The sequence below is a fragment of the Arsenophonus nasoniae genome, from assembly GCF_004768525.1.
Lineage (GTDB): Bacteria > Pseudomonadota > Gammaproteobacteria > Enterobacterales > Enterobacteriaceae > Arsenophonus > Arsenophonus nasoniae.
In genome coordinates this window covers 2,130,145-2,150,251 of the sequence record NZ_CP038613.1, presented here as the reverse complement: position 1 = coordinate 2,150,251, position 20,107 = coordinate 2,130,145, and the positions used below count along the sequence as shown (strand labels likewise).

Sequence of the window (20,107 nt, the reverse complement as noted above, 5' to 3'; positions counted from 1 at the left end):
TGATATGATGTTTATGTTTTTCTAGTTTCTATCGGAATTGTTGCATATGTCATGATTTCATTGATAGAGATTATTATAATGGGGATGTTTTTTGCTAATAAAATTCTCTAAGGACACACACAATGGATGAAAAATTAAAACAAAGTGCGCTTGATTTTCATGAGTTTCCCCAACCAGGTAAAATTGAAGTTACGCCCACTAAGCCATTAACGGCACAACGCGATCTGGCCCTTGCTTATTCTCCCGGTGTTGCTTACCCTTGTCTTGAAATTGCCGCAGATCCTTTGGCCGCTTACAAATACACGGCTAAGGCTAATTTAGTGGCTGTCGTTTCTAATGGTACGGCAGTATTAGGCCTTGGAAATATAGGTGCTTTGGCCGGTAAACCCGTTATGGAAGGCAAAGGTGTTTTATTTAAAAAATTTTCCGGCATTGATGTGTTTGATATAGAAATAGACGAATCTAACCCAGATAAACTAATAGATGTTATTGCTGCATTGGAGCCAACCTTTGGCGGGATCAATTTGGAAGATATTAAAGCACCAGAATGTTTTTATATCGAGAAAAAGCTGCGGGAAAAAATGCAAATCCCCGTGTTCCATGATGATCAGCATGGTACGGCCATTATTTCAACCGCCGCAATATTGAATGGTTTGCGCATTGTTAATAAAAAAATTGAACAAGTTCGTTTAGTTGTTTCAGGCGCTGGTGCAGCGTCTATTGCCTGCATGAATTTATTGGTTGCATTAGGTCTTGATCGTAGCAATATTATTGTCTGTGATTCAAAAAGGGTTATCTATCGTGGCCGCGATGAACTGATGGATGAAACCAAAGCCGCTTATGCAATCGAAGATAATGGATTACGTACCTTAGCAGATGTTATTCCAGGTGCGGATATTTTCTTAGGCTGTTCAGCGCCAGGTGTGTTGACGGCAGAAATGGTAAAATCGATGGCTAATGCTCCGCTTATCTTAGCATTAGCCAATCCAGAACCAGAAATTCTCCCCTCATTAGCAAAAGCTGCGCGGCCTGATGCGATTGTCTGCACTGGGCGTTCAGATTATCCTAATCAGGTAAATAATGTACTCTGTTTTCCTTTCATCTTTCGTGGCGCATTGGATGTTGGTGCAACTACCATTAATGAAGAGATGAAACTAGCTTGTGTTCAGGCTATTGCTGATTTGGCATTAGCTGAACAGAATGACGTTGTTGTTTCCGCTTATGGTGATCAGGAGTTAAAATTTGGTGCTGATTATATTATTCCAAAACCTTTTGATCCTCGGCTAATCGTTAAGATTGCGCCGGCAGTCGCTAAAGCAGCGATGGAATCAGGTGTAGCGACACGACCCATTGAAGATTTTAATTCTTATATAGAAAAGCTTAATGAATTTGTCTATAGCACCCACCTATTTATGAAGCCAATTTTTTCTTTGGCCCGCAAAGAGAAAAAACGGATTGTGTTAGCGGAAGGTGAGGAAGAGCGCATATTGCATGCAACACAGGAATTAATATCTTTAGATTTAGCTTATCCCATTTTAATTGGTCGACCCAGTGTTATTGAAAAGCGGATTGAGAAGCTTGGGTTACAAATTAGAATTGGTGAAGATTTTGAGTTGATTAACAATGAAAACGATCCGCGTTTCAAAACCTATTGGCAACAATATTATCAATTAATGAAGCGCTATGGGGTTTCGCAAGAAATGGCGCGTAGAGAAGTTATCAATAATCCAACGTTAATTGGTGCATTGATGATCCACCAAGGTGAAGCAGATGGTATGATTTGCGGTACTATAGGTAGTTATCATCAACATTTTACCATTATAAAAAATGTGCTTGGCTTCCGGCAGAATAGTTCGGTAGCAGGTGCAATGAATGCGCTTATGTTGCCAACAGGAAATACTTTTATTGCAGATACCTATGTGAATGATAATCCTACACCGGAAGAGTTGGCAGAACTTACACTAATGGCGGCACAGGCAGTAAGGCGTTTTGGCATCGAGCCTAAAGTGGCTCTATTATCACGCTCAAGTTTTGGTTCATCAGACTGTCCATCGGCGCAAAAAATGCGTAAAACATTGGCCTTAGTTAAACGTGCCGATCCTAACTTGGAAATTGATGGTGAAATGCATGGCGATGCAGCGTTAGTTGAAAGCATTCGACGAGATATTATGCCGGATAGTACATTAAAAGGATCGGCTAATTTATTGATTATGCCTAATATGGAAGCTGCACGTATTAGTTATAACTTACTTCGTGTTACAAGTTCTAATGGAGTCACTGTGGGGCCGGTATTAATGGGAGTAGCAAAACCAGTACATATATTAACACCGGTTGTATCGGTAAGACGTATCGTAAACATGGTGGCTCTTGCTGCAGCAGAAGCACAAACTCAGCCATTATAGTTTAAAATTAGCCACTGATTTAAACCTCTGTAATATCCATTACAGAGGTTTATTGTGTGACGACAATAAAAATAGCGCTATAAATTAAGTTAATTATTTAGATATTTATTTAAAAGGTGGGTTAATTAATTGCGCTGGCTGTCTTTTATTTATTAAATTTTTGTTATTAAATAACTTAGAAATTGCCAACAGAGTGTTCTTGATAATGATGCAATTAAACCAGCACTTTTCTTATCAATATTTAAACCTTGTACTAATGACTTGGTTGTTAAATATCATCGCGTTTACCAGCTTTGCAGGAGAAAAAATGATAATTCCAATGGCTGAAAAGCAACCACATAAAATGGTGTTACATGGCGATACCCGCATTGATAATTATTATTGGTTAAGAGATGATACAAGAAAAAATAAAAAAGTTATCAAATATTTGACTGAGGAAAATCATTATACCAATACGGTATTAAAATCAGGCACCGCATTAAGGGAACAACTATACGGTGAGATGGTCGCTCGTATGGAGCAACAGGATCAATCGGTGCCTTATATTTATAATGGTTATATTTATCGTACCCTTTATCAAGAAGGTCAAGATTACCCTATTTATCAACGTAAGCCTGTTAATCGAAATAGTGATTGGCAGATATTAGTTGATGGTAATGAGCGTGCTAAGGGACATCAATTTTATTCATTGGGTGGTATTGCTGTTTCTGAAGATAATAATCGTTTGGCAATTGTTGAAGATTTCCAAGGGCGTCGTCAGTTTGAGGTTTCATTTAGACAATTAGATAGTAAAAAATGGCAGAATGCAGTCATTAAAAATACTTCTGGTAATATTGTATGGTCTAATGATAATCAAACACTCTATTATATTAGTAATCATCCTCAAACATTGTTACCTTATCAAGTCTATTGCCATCAATATGGAAAAGAGGGTGTTGAAGATAAAAAAGTTTATCAGGAGAGTGACGATAGATTTTATTTGAGCATCGCTAAAAGTAGCTCAAAAGCGTATATCTTGCTGTCGATTAGCAGTACAGAAACATCAGAATATCGATTAATTAATGCCAATAACCCCGCTGAAGTGCTTAAAGTATTTTCACCACGTCAAACAGGTCGTGAGTACGACTTAGATCATTTTCGTGATAATTTCTATATTCGCTCTAACCATCAATCGGAGCAATTTGGCTTATATGTCACACAGTCAATTCAACAGCCATGGCAAACGGTGATTGCACCAAATAAAGAGATCGATTTAGAAAATTTTGCCCTTTTTAACCGTTGGTTGGTGGTTGAAGAACGTCACAATGGATTGGTTAATCTTCGTCAGATAGACTGGCAGACAAAACAGCAAAAAATGGTTGAATTTGATGAGCCGGTATATAGCGCGTGGATTGGTTATAATCCAGAGCCTGATAGTGAGACTTTACGCTATGGCTATTCATCACTAACTACACCAATATCTGTTATGCAGATAAATATGCTAACAGGGCAACGTGAATTACTAAAACAACAACAAGTTAATAAATTTGATCAGTCACTATATACCAGTGAACGTATCTGGATTCGAGTAAAAGATGGGACAAAAGTGCCTATTTCGTTAGTATATCGTAAAGATCTATGGCAAAAAAACAAAAATCCTATTTTGATTTATGGTTATGGTGCTTATGGTATCAATGTAGATCCGGTTTTTAGTTCACCACGTTTGAGTTTGTTAGATAGGGGTTTTGTATATGCATTAGTCCATGTTCGTGGCGGCGGTGATTTAGGTAAAACTTGGTATCAGCAAGGTAAGGTTGAAAATAAGGCTAATAGTTTTAGTGATTTTATTGATGCAACTAAGATATTGATTGCCAAGGGTTATGCTGACCCAAAACGGGTTTATGCGATGGGCGGCAGCGCTGGTGGTTTATTGATGGCGGCGGTAATTAACCAGGCACCGGAACTGTATCGAGGCATTGTTGCTCAAGTTCCTTTTGTCGATGTAGTGACGACGATGCTTGATCCCTCTATTCCATTAACAACTGGAGAATATGATGAGTGGGGTGATCCTGCTGAACAAGAAGCTTATTTTCGACTAAAATCTTACAGCCCCTATGATAATATTAAGCATCAACGTTATCCCAATTTATTGGTTACGACAGGTCTATATGATTCTCAAGTCCAATATTGGGAGCCGGCAAAATGGGTGGCTAAATTAAGGGAATATAAAGTGGGTAATACTGTCTTATTGCTGGAAACAAATATGAAAGCCGGACATGGTGGACAATCGGGTCGTTTTAACCGCTTAAAGGATACGGCACTAGAATATGCTTTTATTTTGATGCTAGATGATAATAAAAAATATTTCCCTGATTTTGATATCCAATAAATTTTTGTGGCCTTATATAATAATTTAATATAAGGCTAATAAATCTATTTTTATGTATGATGATTTGTTTGAGTTAAGCAATTTTATTGATAGATAAAATTTTACTTTCAAGCCAGCCGTCTTGTAAGCGCGTTTTTAATTTTACTCCGACATCTACTTGCTGTGTATTGGTTAAAACCTTGCCATTAGGTAATTCGCTGATAGTATAACCGCGTGCTAATGTTGCTAATGGACTTACTGCTTCAAGGCGGGAACAGTTAATAGCAAATTTTTCTCGATATTGACTTAATGTTTGATTAATCAATTGTTTTAGTTGGAATTCATGTTGAATATAACGTTGACGACAAGTTTGTAATTGTGGTCGCGGATCACACAGTATTAAACGTTGTTCAAGGCTATAATGTTGACGATTAATTTGCTGTAAATAGTGTTGGGTGGCGCTAACAAGTTTTTGTTGTAATTGGATTAGATAATTTTGTTGTCGTGTTATCCGCAGTTCAGGATGTTGTTGTTGTAGTTTATGATGTAATTGACTAAAGACACGTAGTTTACGTGCCAAGAAATAGTCCATCGCCATTTCGAGTCGCTGTTTTTGTTCAAGTAGTTGGCGAAGTAATTCTTGTTGGTTACGACTTACTAGCTCAGCTGCTGCTGAGGGCGTCGGGGCACGTAAATCAGCAACAAAATCAGCAATAGTCACATCGGTTTCATGACCCACGGCAGCGATAATCGGTAATTGACTGGCAAAAATCGCTCGTGCAACCTTTTCATCGTTAAAGGCCCACAAATCTTCCAATGAACCACCACCCCGGCCGACAATCAGTACGTCACATTCTTGCCTGTGGTTGGCCACCTCAATGGCACGAACAATTTGTCGCGGAGCATCTTCCCCTTGGACGGCGGTGGGATAAATAATGACAGGTAATGAGGGATCGCGGCGTTTTAATATATTTAAAATATCGTGTAATGCAGCGCCTGTTGCTGACGTAATAACCCCCAAGCGTTTGGCCGGCATTGGTAGCGCTTGTTTGTAATGTTGAGCAAATAATCCTTCAGCTGAAAGTTTCTGTTTCAATATTTCAAATTGTCGTTGTAATAATCCATCACCTGCAGGTTGCATATTTTCGATAATTAATTGGTACTCTCCTCTCGGTTCGTACAAGGTAACCGTCGCTCGAACTAACACTTGTTGGCCATTTTGCGGTCGAAAATTGAGCCGAATATTTTGGCCACGAAACATTGCAGCACGTAGCTGCGCTTTTTCATCTTTTAAAGTGAAATACCAGTGGCCGGAAGCAGGCTGAGAAAAATTAGAAATTTCTGCATTAAGCCAAACTCGACCAAGTTGAAGTTCAAGTAATTGCCGAACTGATTGATTAAGTTGGCTAACTGAGTAAATTATACTATTTTCTAAAGTTAACATATTAAGTTAGCACCACCTTATAAATAAAATTAATGGCTTAATATTAGCAGCTATTAATTTTATTATACATAGAATCAAAATAGAGAGTGCAAATGATTATCCCATTCATATTGCTCAAGATTGGCTGTTGTCATTCGTATAGTTATATTTGTATCTTTAGGATTAGATTTTATATCGGTGATAATAAATTCCGTTTTTGGCCAAAATAATACATCATGTTTGCCATTTTTTAATAGAGCGGAAATATTAGCGCCGACTAAAGGTTCAGTATATTGAATTTCATATAAGACATTAATTTTATCATTAGCTAATGTTGTTTTATCTTTTAGGTATGGTATGACTTTATCTTGAATTTCATAGGTACTGAAAAAAGTATCTAGTTTATAAGAACTATTAGTTTGCAAAAACATCATATCAGCCGTTTTTCTGACTTCACCTCGATAAACCATTCTCGGTGTAAATTGGCTATGATAGTTATCGAATAATGATAAATGCATTAAAGATAAATTCAATTGGGCAACTAAAGGGTGATGATGATTAACTGCTGTCCCGAGTTTTAACATACTATTTAAATAAGTGTAGCTGCTATATTGGTAATCTTGAATACTATACCAATCAATAAAATGACACTTCTTATAACCTTCTAATTGATTAAATCGATTCATTGTTGACACAAAATTAATTTTAGATTTATTTTCAACATAATCTTTATCAAAAATGGGGGTTAAAAGTGCTAACGCTTCATCATAAGAATGTAGAGGTTGACTAATATTCTCATTAGCATAGAGAGAATCCAGAAAGTTAATATGCTGTTTTTCAATAGATGAAAGAGGGGGGGGGCTCTTTGGATATCGGTTTGGTAAGTCGATATTTGATTGGGGGTTATTTTATTAATGGCGAACATAACTTTCCTTAGTTTAAGCCGTTAATTTTACCCATATTTTAAACAAGTAATAAGTTTTAAAAAGTGATGGTTAGAACAGAATAAATTAACAAAAATACCTAATTACAGTAAATATATATTTGATTTGAAATTAATTAACTCATTCTGTTAATAAATAGAGTTAAAATGTCAGTAATAGCCGTTAACCGTCATCGATAGGAGATATTTTATAGATAATAAACTGTTTTATATCATTTTTATTTCTTATCTCAGCATAGAATAGCTGTTTTCAGTCACCTATTATATTCCTTGTGTCATCAAATTTATGTACATATTGGTGTACATAAAATATTATATAAAAAAGACGCAAGGAGAAAAAAGATGGCGGTAAGTGATTCATGGTTAAGAGCGGTAAATGGTAAGCCACAAGCTAAAATGGTGACTAAATCAGACAGAGAGGGTTTATCAGTTCGCGTAACACCAAAAGGTAAAGTGATTTTCCAGTATCGCTATCGTTGGCGGGGAAAAGGTGATCGAATAGATATTGGAACGTATCCTGCAATGAGCTTAAAAGATGCCCGTGATAGTGCGCTTTTTTACCGAGGTGAACTGGAGCAGCACAGAAATCCTAAAGTGGTTAAACGCACTCGAAAGCAACAGTCGATTGATGCACACACGGTTGAATCGGTTATCAGGGATTGGTGGGAGAAGTCACTTAAAAATGCACAGGTAAAAGCGGGTGAGATACTACGGTCATTTGAAATTTATGTTTTCCCTAAGATAGGCAATTTGCCTCATGATGAAACGCATTTGCATGTTTGGTTATCCCTAATTGAAGAGGTGGTAAAAGTAAAACCTACAATTGGCGCGCGGATCTTACGTTATGCCAAAACAGCCCATCGGTGGGGGATACGTAGGGGGATTATTTCTTTAAATCCACTTATCGATGTAACACCTCAAGATTTAGGGGTAAAAGTGCAACAGGGGGAAAGGGTATTAAGTGAAGATGAACTCAGAGTATTATTTGCGTTAATTGAGGCACCAGACTATAACCCTAGAAATGCCCTGATAATCAAACTGGCGTTGTTGTTTGGCTGCCGGATAGGGGAATTGCTAAAAGCGAAAATGGCCGATTTCGATTTCACTAAAGGAATATGGACAGTGCCACCTGAGAATCATAAAACAGGGCGGAAAAGCAAAAAGCCCATTATCCGGCCTATTATTCCAGCGGCAGAGGTATTGATAAAAACAGCTAAAAAATTGAGTTATGGCAGTTATTATTTGTTCACAGTATCAGAGGGTAAAGCTTTATGTATGGGTGGGCACCTTAGTTTTGTCAACGGCTTGAACAAAAAAATGGCTCACAAATTTGAGAATTATACTCACTGGTCAATTCATGATTTACGTAAAACCATGCGCACGGGGGTTGCGGAGTTAACCCAGCCCCATGTTGCTGAGATCATGTTAGGGCATAAATTACCGGGGGTTTGGCAGGTATACGATAAGCACACCTACCTGGAAGAGCAGCGAGAGGCTTATGAGCGCTGGTGGAATAAAGTTAATCAAATCGTTTACCCATCTCCCAATCCAGAATATCCTGCTGGGCAAAGTTAAGCTCATTAGATCTAAACCGAGGGCGTGGAAAACCGTCACGCCGTTGTTTTCCATTACCCGCCCACTGTCTAATGGTGTGAATTGTCACTTTGTACCTTTTTGCCAGTTCACTGGTTTTGACAAAAGGGGATTCATTCATAGGATTTTCTCCTTTATTACATCTTTACACCTGTTTTTATATACAGTGATTGATTTTTTTGTTACGATTTTCTTTGTTGTGTGTTTGCTATTCACAACGTGATTTTCCCTGGTGTTGGCCAGCCTTGCGCTGGTCTTTTTTAATAGCTAAATGCTTACCTTTCGATATTGCTAATTAGAGTAGGAAAATTCAGGTGGGATAATGCTTATTCTCTTTATGCTACTTCTTCAAGGTATCGAGAAATACCCCCAAATAAACCATAAGAGCTGGCACTATGATAGTGCCAATAACTAGTAGCTCTTGTCCGCCTAAATGAATATTGCCTAATTCGCCACGTTTAAACCTGATTTGCGGGTCAATGACGACATCGGCATGGGCAATCTTGTCAACGATCACCGAAAACTGATCCACTTTTTATCTAAATCCGATCAATCAAAATTGATCCACTGTTTTACTCAGTTATTGCTCCTGAGCGCCGCTTATCTTTCAATCGGTAGCTTTCACCGCTTAATTGCAGTACATGCGAATGATGAAGTAAACGATCAAGCATAGCGGCAGTTAATGTTGCGTCATCAGCAAAAGCACTTGGCCATTGCCCAAATGATAGGTTACTCGTCAATATGACACTGCCATGCTCATAACGCTTGGCAATCACATTGAAAAACAGGTTTGCTTCTTCTCGCCCAAACGGCAGGTATCCAATCTCATCGATAATCAACAACTTCGGGGCCATCACCGAACGTGATAGATATTGTTTGAGCTTATTTTGTCGTTTGGCAGTTGAGAGTTGCAACATCAGTTCAGCTGCCGTGGTAAAGCGGGTTTTCTTCTTGGCCTGTACTGCTTTTAATCCTAACCCAATAGCTAAATGCGTTTTGCCTACACCGCTTGGGCCAAGCAACACGACATTTTCATTACGTTCAATAAACGTTAATGCGCTTAATTCCTGTATGTGTTGTTTGGGGATCCCCGTTGCAAACTTAAAATCGAACGTATTAAGTTCTTTATGTGCTGGGAATCCTGCCATCCGACTCAAAAGATTACGAGTTCGTTCATCTCGTTGTTGTTGCTCACATTTTAACAGGGACAGTAAAAACTCTCCGTAGCTTTTGTCTTGGGCAATGCATTTTTCGGCAAGTGATGACCAATGAGTCGGAATAGAATTTAATTTCAATGACTCACACAGGTGTTCAATTTGTTCATGCAATAACATGTTCACCTCCCAGTAATGCTTCGTATACGCTGATTGAGTGTTGCAAACTGACAGATTCAAGGGGCGGTACGATAGGGATATTAAGCGTATTAGTCTGTGGGATAGATTGGCAAACCCTTGCTGGTAAGGGTAGAAGAGACTTAACTTCCTTAGCTAATCTATCTGCTGGCTTCTCTAACGTTGTTCCATGAATTCGCTGATGGGCAACGCGTTGTAACCATGGACCCACTTTTGCATTAGCTATTTCAATATCCAGTTCAAGATTATGAGCACGAAGGTCGGTGTTTAATGGCACGATAAAGCTATTTTTTAAATAGTGGTTAAAGCGCTCTACTTTCCCTTTCGTTTTTGCCCTGTAGGGCTTGCAAGCCTTCAATTTAAACCCGTAATCTTTCGACATTTGAAGCATTTCGACATGTAATTTATGATCACCTTCTGCATAAGCATCCCGTTCGATGATGAGGGATTTTGCGTTATCACACAATACTTCCTGTGGTACACCACTAAAGTAGTCGAAAGCTTCTCTTAAACCTTGCTGCCACGATTCTGCTCGTTCATTATCAAAGAACTTTACATAACTCGCACGCGAATAGCCTAGCGTTGCAACAAACGCTTTCAGCGATTTTTTACCTCGCCGGATGCTGGTGAAGTAGATTTGCATTTGTTCACCTGGCTGTGTTTCAAAACGGACGACTACTTCGGGAACAATGCTTGGTTTAAATTGACAAACAAATCGGCGTAATTGAGCAATACCACCTTGATAGCCGTTTTCAACTACCTCATCAAATAAGACTGTTGCAGGGATCCAATCAGGTTTAGCCAGTTCAATTCACTGAAGCAAATAAGGTTTAAAGGGGGATAATTTAGTCGGTTGTTGACTTCTTTTAGCATAAGTTGGCATTGTCTGTTGTTGTAAATGATGTTTTACGGTGTTACGGGATATACCCAACTCACTGGCAATTTTTCGAAGGCTTTGTCCTTGTGCAAAGCGAACATGAATATCCACAAATATCTCCTTGGTTAACATAAATTATCCGTACAAAAATGTGCGAATAATACCAAGTGGATCAGTTTTAGATGATCGTTAGTGGATCAGTTTTGCATGATCGGTGACACAATCTGACCAACAATGAGTTCGAAGGCGAACGCTGCGCTGATAAAAAGTAACGTAGTGATTAATAATTTGATGATGTTAAGTTTCATGGTTGAACCTTTGTAAAATTAGCTTATTTCTTAACGCAAATCGCTTTGGCATCTATATCTTTGAAAGTTTCCAATTCACGCTGAAATTGTTTAGCGGCGAATTGGCACATATTTTCAGTGTCGAATTCCTGAGTATGAACACTTGCAAAGTCACTTGAGGCATAAGGGCTGGCGTACATGGCTAAGATTAAAATCCACATGGTGAATTCTCCATTGTTAATGAGAATAGTAATGCTAATGATAACTATTTGATATTAATATATAAATTTTTGTAAATTTAAGGTTAATTCTTTATTTCTCTTCTATGCTTATTGCAGATGGTAATTTTTATTCCTTTCACGTTTTTTCGTGATTAAACTCATTTTCTCCTGGTTTAAGTCGTCGCCAACTTGTTTGAGTTGGCATTTTTTTATTTCCTTCTCATCGCTTCCAGTAATAAATCCTGTATTGCCCGTTTTGAATTACGGCGCGCCATCACCACTTCATCGAGGGTATCTTTAGCGACTATATGGTGGACAAAGACAGGACGATTATGTCCAGCTTGCGCTTGACGGGTGGGGCCGATACGTTCGATAATTTGCTGGTACTGCTCCAAGTCCCACCAGTGGGAGAAAAAAACCAGAATATTACCGCCGTCCTGTAAATTTAAGCCGTGTCCACAGCTTGCAGGATGGGCAAAGAGCATCGGGATTTTGCCATTATTCCAGTCCGTAAGGGTTTGTGGGTTAGCGTCTAACATTTTGCCTTTTGGAAATGCTTTTAACAGTCTTTCAAGATCATGTTTCCAGTGGTAAGCAACCAGTACAGGCATTCCTCCGGCTTCATTGACAATACTTTCCAGCGCCTGGATTTTGGCATCGTGTATTTCTGTCCAGTTGTGATTGTCATCGCTATAAATAGCGCCTGCTGCAATTTGCAAACATTTTATTGTTTTGGCAGCAGCATTTAACGCTTCGATAGCGCTATCGCCCAACTCAAGAAACAGTTCTTTTTCCATCGCCTGATAGTGCGCTCGTGCTTTTACAGGTAACGTAATGTTGATAACGTTGTGTATCGGCTCTTCGATATCAAACCAGTCAGCGGCGTTAAGGGATAAGGTGACATCCCTGAGAGCTGCCTGAATTTGTAGATTAGCAAATCCTAAAGGCTCAAATTTGCTCCATTGTTGCCCAGGAAATTGGATACGATTAAACCAGCGAGACGTAAACGCATTATGCGTTCTGCCTAGCCGTTCGCCCTGGTCAACAAACCACGCTTGCCCCCATAAGTCCATCAGGCCATTGGGTGAAGGTGTGCCTGTTAGGTTTACCCATCGATGAACCGATTTATGGGCGATTTTGGCAAGGGCTGCGGTGCGTTTACCCCCTTTGCGTAGCCGGAATGATTTTAACCGAGTGCTCTCATCGGCAATAATCGTACCAAAAGGCCAATTTTCTCCGAGGATGTCAACCAGCCAGACGAGATTGTCATAATTGATAGTAAATACGCTGGCATGGGTATTTTTGAGTGCTGCCATTCGTGATTTGGTGGGGCCAATGATGGGTTGCACTTCGATATTATGGAGATGGTTCCATTTAAGCACTTCATCCGGCCAGGTGGATTGGGCTACCCGTAAAGGGGCTAATACCAATGTGGGTTTGGTTTCACTGCCTGCAAGATAGAGATTTTCTAAAGCTGTCAGTGTGGCTGCTGTTTTGCCCATCCCCATTCCCGCCCATACATTTGAGCGTTTGATATCGAGTAGGTGATTGATAATGAGGTTTTGGTAAGGTCGAGGGGCAAAGGTTTTAGCGATTGTCTTTTGTTCAGGCGACAATCTGGATAGTTTTGTCATGGGTATGTAATCCGTTCCAGTTCTTTTTCATGGGGAGTTTGTCAGCCAGATACTGGTCATAAAGTCGCTGTGCCCCCTTTCTCAGCAAAACAGGGCGATAGCTAATGAAACTATTCGCACCATGAGGGCTTATTTCGTTTTGCTTTTCGGTTAAATATTTATCCCGAGCGGTAGCGGCAACACGCCAGCGTAAATTGTTACCGGACTTACTTTCGTTATAGAGCCATTTAAGTCCTGCCAGAAAATGATTTATCTGCTGACTGTTTACCCCGTTAAGCATTTTGCTAAATTGGGTAGGGGTCATACCTTCTTTGAAGAGATTTTTAAGACAATCGTTTTCGGTTTCAAGTTGTTGAACCTGTACACCTAATAATTGAACTTTTTTATGCTGAGCAGCCCATGCGATTGCTGATTCAGTAGGGTCAAGGAAATTAGGTAAGCCTAAAGTTGTTGGGTCATTCGGTAGTAATTTTTGATTAAAGTAAGCAGATTCCATTTTTTCAAAGAAAGACCAGGCTTCATCGGTATCAACAATTTTTGACATGCGAGCTGCGCCTTTTTCTGTATATAAGGTAATAGCCCGTGCTTTGTTCGAAATTTGTGCGTAAATATTATTTACTCGCAAATGTGCTAGCGCTTCCCCCGTAACATTGAAATAGTGAATACCTTCAATAAAACGAGATTTATTATTAGATAAATTCATTCTGATATTTGAGGCTTCAGTGCCATAACCAGAAGCGAGAGTTTCAGTCGTCACAACACGAACATTTTGCCACTCAATAACGGGTAATTGATTTGAATCGATAGTAATTAATTCAGTTTTCATCGTGATTGTCCTCTAGTGAGTTGTGTATGATGTAGGTTGAGTTACAAAGAGCTTAAGACCGTCGATAATCACTTCATCGATAAAGTTTTGTATCCATTTTTCATCTGCTTGTTGTTGTTCTTTTGCATCGTTAGCATTGTAAAAAAACCAGACGGGTAAAAATCCTTCACCTGGCTTTTCTTGCATGATTGGATTTTCAATTTGATGGGCAAGTAGGTTTTCAATAACCTCTCTGTCTAATTCGATCGAAACATTGTGATATGTGAACAAGTAGTTACCATTTGAACTAAAACCAAAGCGTTCATAACAAGAAAGAAGGTAACGGGAAGCAAAGATACTTCGCTTTGTTTTCACCATATATTCTGCAAATTCCATTTGTTCTGTTTTTGTGAGTTTTTTATTTTTATTAAAGCGCTCAGTCTCGAGTAACCATTTAGGGCAATCAGGGGCGATATTTTTCAATTTCTCAATAATTTGCTCATCGGTTAAATCTTGCATATAAAAATTCCTCAATAGTTAAATTGATGAAAAATTGCCCCTATAAAAAGGGGCGTTAAGATTAATTAGTGGCGTTCTAAGAAATGGGTCAATTCACCTTCGTACCAGTGATCGGTGCGTGCGGTGATTATTCCGATTTGTTGATGGTGGAAATGTTCAAAAAGCTGTTTGATCTCCGCTAACATGGTATCGATACAAAAAAAACTTCAGGGGAAAATCGGCGTTGAATATAAAATTTGATTAAAAATCTATAACATCAAAATCATCAATAATATTTCTAACCGTTCTTGCGATAAAAAGCCCTATTATTTGAACATCTGGAATATGTTGCTTAATAACGGTTTTCATCGCCTTATAGTGACTACCAGCGGTTAAAATATCATCAAAAATAATTATAGTAGATCTAATATCATTGGCTAAAGAGCCATGGAATTCATAATTATTTGCTAATTCTTCACAAGATGGTCTATTTGAAGAATTATGTGATGCTGTTAAGGTTTCTCTTTGTGTTATTAGCTCTCTAAAGTCAACAGTGGAATTTATTTTTTTACATTCATCAAGGATGTTAATTAATCTATCATCATATTTGGGATCTAATTTACATCTAGATGGTGGGACAGGTACAACTGTACATTTAAGCAAATAATCACGATATTCAGATAAAAAAGAAGCTATTTGTTTAATCGCTCTTTTCTTGTATTTATATTCAGGTTTATCTTTTTTTAAAACATCCTTTTTTAAATTAAGAATCAAATTGTTAGTATTACTGAAAGCAAATCCTTTTTCCGCTGTATACTCTCCAAAATAAAGACAGATATCATCTTCAGTTAAATGAAAATGATGACCAAGAGTAAGCTCATCTATCTTTTGTAATAGAAATGTCACAGATTATCCTTAATATCTTGGTAGTTCTTAACTCTAATTGCACCACGAGCTTCATATTTTTCAGGCCAAGATATTGTACTATTTTTGAAACAGCTATCCAGTATAAATAATTTTCTACCCTGATCCAAAGCTGCTCTGGCTTGAGTCAAAGTTCCTGACGTATCGGATGCTTCTACAATAATTGTCGCTTCCGATAAAGCAGACATAGTAGCATTGCGCTCAGGAAAAAATAATCTATTAGTACGATAATCTTGATCTAGATAACGTTTGAACGGTACCTGACTGATCAATAAATAATTTTCTCTAATCCGTTGTTGTAACTCAATATTCTGTTTTGGATAAAAAATGTGATAACGGCGTGCCAATAACTGCTATAGTATTCCCTCCAGCATCCAATGCTGTTCTATGAGCCTCAGTATCAACACCTTCAGCAAGACCGGAAACTATGGTAAAATTATCTTCTATAAGGCATTTAACAAGCTTTCTTGTTCTTTTCTTACCTTCTTCAGATACCCTACGAGAGCCAACAACTGCAACGCTGCGAGTATTTATTAGATCCCACCATCCCTGATAATAAAAAACTTCTATCGGATGTTTAGCATCCCTTAATTTCTCGGGATATTCATTAGCTCCATGTATTCTAATTCCAAAATGCTTAACCTGAAATCGGTCAAAAATATCTTTTAAGATCTCCTTAAATTCTTTTCTTACATTCTCAGTAACCATTCTTGATGGAATGGTATCAGGATATTTTCTAAATCTGTCTGCAATAGACCTGAATGTAGCTCCATTTTCAGACCACAAAGCTTCATAAGCTGCCATTTCTTCAAAAGGAGATATGACATGATCAAAAGAATCTAACGAACTGAAATTAAGCTGCATGTGTAACTGCTCTCCTTATGCAAAAATAATTAACTAAAAAATAATAAAAATATGTGGATTCTACAAGAAATAAATTGTTTTTAAGGTATCAATCCACAACAGGTAAGATGCTGCTTAAATCCTGACTGTCCAGTACGATGACCTGATGGCCTAGGGCAAAAAGCCGTGCGTGTTCGCGTAATTGGTAGGGGGTAGGTTTTTCGCCTGGGGCTTTACATTCCACAAAAATAATGTTGCCATTGGGCAGGGCGACTAATCGGTCAGGTACGCCTCGTCGCCCAGGCGAAACAAATTTATAGGCAATGCCACCGATTTTTTGCACTTCACGCACCAAATGTTTTTCGATACTCTCTTCCCTAATTAACCGCATGGATACTTCCTTTTTATGTCTTCCCGTTTTATTTGCATAATGCAAAAATCGGCGCGGTTCTCACTCCAGATACGGTTATTGCGATTGCGCGCCAATCGGTTTGCCTGTGCCCATGCGCGCGCTGCTTCATGGTATTGCCCTGACTGCTCAAGGTGTACCGCGTCCTGTGCAGCCTTAAAATAATGTAGTGGTCTAATAAAACTGTAGAGATTTATAGCTTATAATTAAGCAAAATCTTATAGGTATAAATATGACCCGAAAAGTAAAAGTAACCTTTAGCGGAAAGCAAAAACTGGAATATGCAAAACTCATGGTTGAAGGTGGATATAGCAATATCCAAGTTGAAAAAATATCCGGTGCGGGTAAATCTGCCGTATCACGATGGAAGCAACAATATCTTGCCGAGTTAAATGGGAATACGCCTGTAAAATCAAAAGCGTTAACACCCGAGCAACAGCGCATACAAGAATTAGAAGTTCAACTTAAGCGTGCTCAGAGGGATAATGACATATTAAAAAAAGCCGCGGCTTACTTCATCCTCGACAATCAAAACTCAAAATCGTGAAGCAACTGAAAATCATGTACCCCAATTTTACGGTCACTGAGTTATGCCATCTTTTTGAAGTAAGCAGCAGTAGTTTTTATTATGAAACGAAAATACCGACAGTTGAAAATGAAAGACTGTGTGGCGAAATCAAACGTATTTTTTATACATCGGGTCAAATTTATGGCAAAAGACGTATTCAAGCCGAGTTAAAGGGTTTAGGGCACCAAATTGGCACTTATAAAATATCGAACATCATGAAATTAAATCAATTAGTTGCAATTAGACCAACGAAAAAGCACTACTATCACTCATTGGGTAACGAACATCGATATGCCCCTAATTTGCTTAAACGACAATTTTCCCCTGAACAGCATAATCACTATTATGTCGGGGATATCACGTATATTAGACATCACTATGGGTGGAGCTATTTAGCCTGTGTGTTGGATTTAGCCACCAAAGAAATTATTGGTTATGCCTTATCAACAAAACCGGATTCGAAATTAGTGAAAGAAGCCTTAGATAACGCAATTGAACGGCAATTACCGGATACGACAAGTTTGATGTTCCATTCAGATCAAGGTTGCCAATATTCATCGGAGGAGTTTAGGGCGCACCTCTTTGAACGGAAAATAACTCAAAGCATGAGTCGGCGAGGTAATTGCCTCGATAATGCCGTGATGGAAAGATTTTTTAGGAGTTTAAAGACAGAAAGACTTAACCGTTTATCGTTTATGAATCATCAATCTGTTGTCTGTGAAGTTGAAAATTATATTCAGTTTTACAATTATTATCGACGCCATTCAACGATTGGTTATTTAACGCCACATCAAAAATATCATGAACTAAAAAATGCCGCTTAGATCTTCTACAGAATTTGTTGACCATTACAATAAAGGGGGCTGTCGTTTTTTCTAAAGGCCATGATGTTTATTTTATCCTGTGTATTATTTATTCCTTGCGATAGCGATAAGTCTCAAACCCCGCTGCACTAAGCGGTAAATCAAAAGCCCAGTCAGGCTTGGCACTTAACAGTGCGCTTAACCCCTCAGCGGAAAATTGTGGGGTATCGGGCGCTTCGCTGATAATCTCATCGTGGACGGTTAGGACAATCTCATAACCCGCCTTTTCAATAGGCGGCATGTTATAGGCTAATACATCGCGTGCAGCGGCCTGACAGATATTTTCTGTAATTTTCCCCCCGTAGGTTTTTAGCCTTTCCCATTTACGGCTGTAGGGGTTAGTCCCCATGTAGGTAATCTGTCCATTCTCTATTCGCGCAGAAGGGTAACAAAGACTCCGTCCTGATGGTAGACAAATCCTAAGCCAACCTTTATTTCGCCGGACGTTAAGTTTACGGCACTTAAACGGTATCTCAGGTGATTGAATGGCCTTTTTTACGGCGTCTTCAATATCGTACCAGAATGATACGGTTTGTGGATGGGCATTGCGCCACATGCGCTTAAGGGCATCGCAGGTAACAAAGACTTTTTCGCTCAGGCCATAAGTTTTATCTGTTTCAACAGATTTTTGATACCAGCGTATCGCCTCTCGTTTAACGTCAGGCGGGATGTTAGGTAATGCCGCTTCCGCCAGTTCCGCTAAGTCAAGGCCATAGGCGAGGGCAAATGTCAAAAATGCCGCAACCCCACCGCCATAGCCTAATCCAAGCTCCATCACCTTACCGATTTGTCGTTGAGCTTTAGTGACGTTTTTAGGTAATAGATTAAACGCGCGCGCATAGGCGAGTTTATAGAGGTCATCGCCTTTGCCGTTATCGAACTCGCTAAAAGCTTTGACTTTCCAGTTTTCGCCCGCCAGCCATGCCAACATGCGACCTTCAATATTGGATAAATCGGAAATAACCAGCTTCTTACCCTGCGGGGCAATAATACATCCTCTAAGCGCAGAACTGGTCAGTTGCATAATGTCATCGCAAATCAGCTCGGCGCAACCCGCTTTTAACGCTTCAACCCCCTCATCAATGGTTTTTTGGTCAAGCGTGGGTCTGGGGAGATTATCCGGTTGAAAAAATCCGCCCCGCCCATCGTCCAGTACGTGAAGCGCCACAAAACTGTTTGGTTCCTCGAAGTCGTCCATCTACACTCACCGATTTCAACAGCGCTTTATATTTACTGGTGCTGGTTGTGCACGATTGCAGACGGACTGACAGCAGTTCACGTAAAGCCCGTGGAATATCAGGGTCATTAACGCGTCGCTGTAGCGTGCTGGCTTGCATATCCGGTAACGTGATGCCAAATGCCGAGGCAATATGCTGTAATAGTGCATCACGTTGGGTTGCGGACTGTACGGTGTTATCCGTTAATTGCCGGGTGACGGCTGATAACCGCTTTTGCTCGTTTTCAACGGCGGTTAAGGCGCTTTTGGCCAACTCAACGTCCATACCCATTCCACGGCGATTAATCTTTTGGTCTAACTGCCATAATTGGGTTTCGTCCACACTCATATTCCAACGCGGTAAATGCTGATAAATCTCACGCATGGCTAAAATATCAGAACCTGCGTATTGCTTAAAACGTTGCCATTCTTCGAAATGTGTTAACACCGTGGCGCGTTGTATTTTGCTGTTTTTAGGGCGCGGTTTGCAAAATAGCTGTATGAGCGCTTTACCTTCTTTATCTTTGGCTTTATCGCTATTGACGTTGAAGATATCGCAAAGCGAACCCAGTGCGCCAGGTAAGCAATGTGCCAGTGCTTGCACCAGCGTATCGTGAACGCGGGATAAGGGTAAGTCGATATTTAACACTTTGCTTAAAATCACCGTATCAAACATCCCCCCATTATGCCAAACGGTTAAAATTTCAGGGTCATCGAGGTAGGCTTTTAAATCCTTTGGCATCGTTTTATCTTCAGTCACATCCCAAACCTTTACGGGTTCATGATTGTACGCATACGCAAAAAGTAATATTTCTGCATTTTCAGCATAGCGATGTGTGCCACAATTAATCGGAATATCGCTGTAGGTTTCTAAATCGCAAAATAGTAAATTTTGCATAATC

General features: G+C 39.2%; 18 protein-coding genes and 2 pseudogenes. 4 read left to right on the top strand and 16 right to left on the bottom strand.

From position 1 onward, the window contains the following. Nucleotides 1-122 precede the first annotated feature (122 nt). Nucleotides 123-2,402 (top strand): NADP-dependent malic enzyme, encoded by a 2,280-nt coding sequence (locus ArsFIN_RS10845; RefSeq protein WP_026822569.1) that lies wholly within the window; start codon nt 123-125, stop codon nt 2,400-2,402. Between the two features lie 307 nt (nt 2,403-2,709). Then, entirely contained in the window at nt 2,710-4,770 is a 2,061-nt protein-coding gene (locus tag ArsFIN_RS10840; RefSeq protein WP_210409072.1) for a S9 family peptidase, read from the top strand. A 73-nt stretch (nt 4,771-4,843) separates the two neighbouring features. On the opposite strand, the gene xseA is transcribed toward ArsFIN_RS10840, so the two are convergent. Beyond that, entirely contained in the window at nt 4,844-6,193 is a 1,350-nt protein-coding gene (gene xseA / locus ArsFIN_RS10835; protein ID WP_026822567.1) for an exodeoxyribonuclease VII large subunit, read from the bottom strand. Nucleotides 6,194-6,267: 74 nt separating this feature from the next. Continuing rightward, the gene (locus tag ArsFIN_RS10830) at nt 6,268-6,756 is read right to left on the bottom strand and encodes a hypothetical protein (RefSeq protein WP_167876687.1); all 489 of its coding nucleotides are present in this window, start codon (nt 6,754-6,756) and stop codon (nt 6,268-6,270) included. Nucleotides 6,757-7,457: 701 nt separating this feature from the next. Between ArsFIN_RS10830 and ArsFIN_RS10825 the strand changes: the two genes are divergently transcribed. Further along, the gene (locus tag ArsFIN_RS10825) at nt 7,458-8,690 is read left to right on the top strand and encodes a tyrosine-type recombinase/integrase (protein ID WP_135677718.1); all 1,233 of its coding nucleotides are present in this window, start codon (nt 7,458-7,460) and stop codon (nt 8,688-8,690) included. On the opposite strand, the gene ArsFIN_RS10820 is transcribed toward ArsFIN_RS10825, so the two are convergent. The 13 genes and pseudogenes from ArsFIN_RS10820 to ArsFIN_RS10775 form a co-directional block, all read right to left on the bottom strand. Further along, the gene (locus tag ArsFIN_RS10820; protein ID WP_135677717.1) at nt 8,635-8,829 is read right to left on the bottom strand and encodes a hypothetical protein; all 195 of its coding nucleotides are present in this window, start codon (nt 8,827-8,829) and stop codon (nt 8,635-8,637) included. The genes ArsFIN_RS10825 and ArsFIN_RS10820 overlap by 56 nt on opposite strands. 219 nt (nt 8,830-9,048) lie before the next feature. Then, nucleotides 9,049-9,225, bottom strand: coding sequence for a hypothetical protein (locus ArsFIN_RS26345; protein WP_167876686.1), 177 nt, complete (start codon nt 9,223-9,225; stop codon nt 9,049-9,051). A gap of 55 nt (nt 9,226-9,280) precedes the next feature. Continuing rightward, complete coding sequence (gene istB, locus ArsFIN_RS10815; RefSeq protein WP_135677409.1) at nt 9,281-10,042, bottom strand: IS21-like element helper ATPase IstB; 762 nt, start codon at nt 10,040-10,042, stop codon at nt 9,281-9,283. Next, a pseudogene (gene istA / locus ArsFIN_RS10810) lies at nt 10,029-11,069 on the bottom strand (IS21 family transposase). The gene istB and the pseudogene istA overlap by 14 nt, the downstream one beginning before the upstream one ends. 199 nt (nt 11,070-11,268) lie before the next feature. Then, complete coding sequence (locus ArsFIN_RS26340) at nt 11,269-11,445, bottom strand: hypothetical protein (protein ID WP_167876666.1); 177 nt, start codon at nt 11,443-11,445, stop codon at nt 11,269-11,271. A gap of 209 nt (nt 11,446-11,654) precedes the next feature. After that, on the bottom strand, nt 11,655-13,079 hold the full coding sequence (locus ArsFIN_RS10805; protein WP_246067195.1) for a DEAD/DEAH box helicase: 1,425 nt from the start codon (nt 13,077-13,079) through the stop codon (nt 11,655-11,657). Beyond that, nucleotides 13,051-13,905, bottom strand: a complete 855-nt coding sequence (locus ArsFIN_RS10800; protein ID WP_135677568.1) for an ORF6N domain-containing protein — start codon at nt 13,903-13,905, stop codon at nt 13,051-13,053. The genes ArsFIN_RS10805 and ArsFIN_RS10800 overlap by 29 nt, the downstream gene beginning before the upstream one ends. Before the next feature lie 12 nt (nt 13,906-13,917). Continuing rightward, nucleotides 13,918-14,403, bottom strand: a complete 486-nt coding sequence (locus ArsFIN_RS10795; protein WP_135677569.1) for a hypothetical protein — start codon at nt 14,401-14,403, stop codon at nt 13,918-13,920. Between the two features lie 240 nt (nt 14,404-14,643). Next, nucleotides 14,644-15,288: a hypothetical protein gene (locus ArsFIN_RS10790; RefSeq protein WP_034250355.1), complete on the bottom strand. Its 645-nt coding sequence runs from the start codon at nt 15,286-15,288 to the stop codon at nt 14,644-14,646. Next, nucleotides 15,285-15,653, bottom strand: coding sequence for a DNA-processing protein DprA (locus ArsFIN_RS28215; protein WP_276489379.1), 369 nt, complete (start codon nt 15,651-15,653; stop codon nt 15,285-15,287). Before ArsFIN_RS28215 ends, ArsFIN_RS10790 begins: the two co-directional genes overlap by 4 nt. Continuing rightward, nucleotides 15,610-16,170, bottom strand: a complete 561-nt coding sequence (locus tag ArsFIN_RS28210; RefSeq protein WP_276489378.1) for a DNA-processing protein DprA — start codon at nt 16,168-16,170, stop codon at nt 15,610-15,612. Before ArsFIN_RS28210 ends, ArsFIN_RS28215 begins: the two co-directional genes overlap by 44 nt. Before the next feature lie 88 nt (nt 16,171-16,258). After that, a complete protein-coding gene (locus ArsFIN_RS10780) occupies nt 16,259-16,540 on the bottom strand; it encodes a PDDEXK family nuclease (RefSeq protein ID WP_135677570.1) in 282 nt (93 codons plus the stop codon). Continuing rightward, nucleotides 16,531-16,737, bottom strand: a complete 207-nt coding sequence (locus tag ArsFIN_RS10775) for an ANR family transcriptional regulator (protein WP_338023353.1) — start codon at nt 16,735-16,737, stop codon at nt 16,531-16,533. Before ArsFIN_RS10775 ends, ArsFIN_RS10780 begins: the two co-directional genes overlap by 10 nt. A 53-nt stretch (nt 16,738-16,790) precedes the next feature. Between ArsFIN_RS10775 and ArsFIN_RS10770 the strand changes: the two genes are divergently transcribed. Further along, nucleotides 16,791-17,950 (top strand): IS3 family transposase gene (locus ArsFIN_RS10770; RefSeq protein WP_135677716.1). Its coding sequence is split into 2 segments (ribosomal slippage): nt 16,791-17,070 and nt 17,070-17,950, totalling 1,161 coding nucleotides; the frame shifts between segments, so codons are not numbered across the junction. A gap of 88 nt (nt 17,951-18,038) precedes the next feature. Here the strand turns inward: ArsFIN_RS10770 and ArsFIN_RS10765 are convergent. After that, a pseudogene (locus ArsFIN_RS10765) lies at nt 18,039-20,103 on the bottom strand (DNA polymerase). Between the last annotated feature and the right edge of the window lie 4 nt (nt 20,104-20,107).